Raw genomic sequence first — 2,012 nt, forward strand, 5'->3', positions numbered from 1 at the left:
GCCCTGCAGCCATGCCTGGCCGCGGTCGTTCTACGTTACGGTTTCGTATCGGTTTTAGATTTTTGCGAAAAAATCGTCGATCGTCTTTGCGGTTTCTTGCGATTTTTGTAATTTGGGGAGCCAAAACCTAAAACTTTAAAAACTTCCCGCATTATGATTATCGGAATTCCCAAGGAGATCAAGAACAACGAGAACCGCGTCGGCCTCACGCCGGCCGGGGCGCAGGAGCTGACCAAACGGGGCCACAAGGTCTATGTGCAGGCTACGGCCGGTGAGAACAGCGGGTTCCCGGATGCGGCCTATACGGCGGTCGGCGCCTCGATTCTCCCGACGATCGAGGATGTGTATGCCACGGCCGAGATGATCATCAAGGTCAAGGAGCCGATCGCTCCCGAGTACAAGCTCATCCGCCGGGGCCAGCTCGTGTTCACCTATTTCCACTTTGCCAGCAGCGAGCCGCTGACGCACGCCATGATCGACAGCGGAGCCATCTGCTGCGCCTACGAGACGGTCGAGCGGGCCGACCATTCGCTGCCGCTGCTCATTCCGATGTCCGAAGTCGCCGGCCGCATGGCGGCACAGGAGGGGCGCTATTTCCTCGAGAAGCCCCGCGGCGGCAAGGGCGTGCTGCTCGGCGGCGTTCCGGGAGTGAAGCCGGCCAAGGTCTTCGTCATCGGCGCGGGCGTCGTGGGTACGGCCGCGGCGCGCACGGCAGCCGGCACGGGCGCCGACGTGACGATCTGCGACATCTCGCTGCAGCGCCTGACCTATCTGGCCGACGTGATGCCCAAGAACGTCAAGACGCTCATGTCCTCGGAGTACAACATCCGCCAGGAACTCAAGCACGCCGACCTGGTGATCGGTTCGGTGCTGATTCCGGGCGCCAAGGCCCCGAAGCTCGTGACGCGCGACATGCTCAAGGAGATGGACCCGGGTACGGTGATGGTCGATGTGGCCATCGACCAGGGCGGCTGCTTCGAGACTTCGCGTCCGACGACCCACGAGGATCCGGTCTACTACGTCGATGGCATGCTGCACTACTGCGTGGCCAACATTCCGGGCGCCGTGCCGCGCACCTCGACGCTGGCGCTCACCAACGCCACGCTTCCCTACGCCATCCAGTTGGCCGACAAGGGCTGGCGCCGCGCCGCGCAGGAGAACCCCGAACTGGCCCTGGGTCTCAACATCGTCGAGGGCAAGGTGGTCTACCGCCCGGTTGCCGAGGCGTGGGGGCTTCCCTATGAGCCGCTGACGCTCTGACCGCGCTGCGGGGGAGCGCAATCGACCTGCTGCGGGCGGAGGAGACGACATCCTCCGCCCGTTTCCCTTTTGCCGGACTCCTCCGCCGAGAAATAAATTTGTGATTGCACGCCGCTTGCACTATCTTTGCAGCGAGAAAGAACAGATTATGGCAGGTTCCAATTTCGTAGACTACGTGAAGATTTTCGCCCGCTCGGGCCACGGCGGCGCGGGTTCGGCCCATTTCCGGCGCGAGAAGTTCGTGGCCTTCGGCGGTCCCGACGGCGGCGACGGCGGCAAGGGCGGCAGCATCGTGCTGCAGGGCGACAGACAGTACTGGACGCTGATCCACCTCAAGTACCAGCGCCACCAGTTCGCCGAGGACGGACAGAACGGATCCGGTGCCCGCTCGTCGGGCAAGGATGCCCGCGACATCGTCATCCCCGTGCCGCTGGGCACGGTGGCCAAGCGGGTTGTCGAGCTCGAGGACGGCACGACGACGACCGAGACGGTCGGTGAGGTCACCGCCGACGGCGAGCGGCTCGTGCTGCTCAAGGGCGGCCGGGGCGGCCTGGGCAACTGGCATTTCAAGAGCGCCACGAACCAGACGCCGCGCTATGCCCAGCCGGGTGAGGAGGGCGAGGAGGGAGCCTTCATCCTCGAACTGAAGGTGCTTGCCGACGTCGGGCTGGTCGGCTTCCCCAATGCCGGGAAATCGACCCTGCTGTCGGTCGTCTCGGCCGCGAAGCCGAAGATCGCCAACTACGCCTTCA

Annotated in this window: 2 protein-coding genes; both read left to right on the forward strand. The window is 64.1% G+C overall.

Annotation, left to right across the window (positions count from 1 at the left end; genetic code table 11):
• The first annotated feature begins 153 nt into the window (after nt 1–153).
• Nucleotides 154–1,260 carry an alanine dehydrogenase gene (gene ald, locus QZL63_RS09345; protein WP_022309047.1) on the forward strand — a complete coding sequence of 369 codons (1,107 nt, stop codon included), beginning with the start codon at nt 154–156 and terminating at the stop codon, nt 1,258–1,260.
• Nucleotides 1,261–1,408: 148 nt separating this feature from the next.
• Nucleotides 1,409–2,012 (forward strand): Obg family GTPase (locus tag QZL63_RS09350; RefSeq protein WP_290586692.1); only part of this gene is annotated, 604 nt, incomplete at its 3' end.

Source organism: Alistipes sp. CAG:268 (genome assembly GCA_000434235.1).
GTDB lineage: Bacteria > Bacteroidota > Bacteroidia > Bacteroidales > Rikenellaceae > Alistipes > Alistipes avistercoris.

Coding starts and splice junctions, on each gene's coding strand:
- ald (WP_022309047.1), top strand. CDS start 154: ATGATTATCGGAATTCCCAAGGAGATCAAGAACAACGAGAACCGCGTC.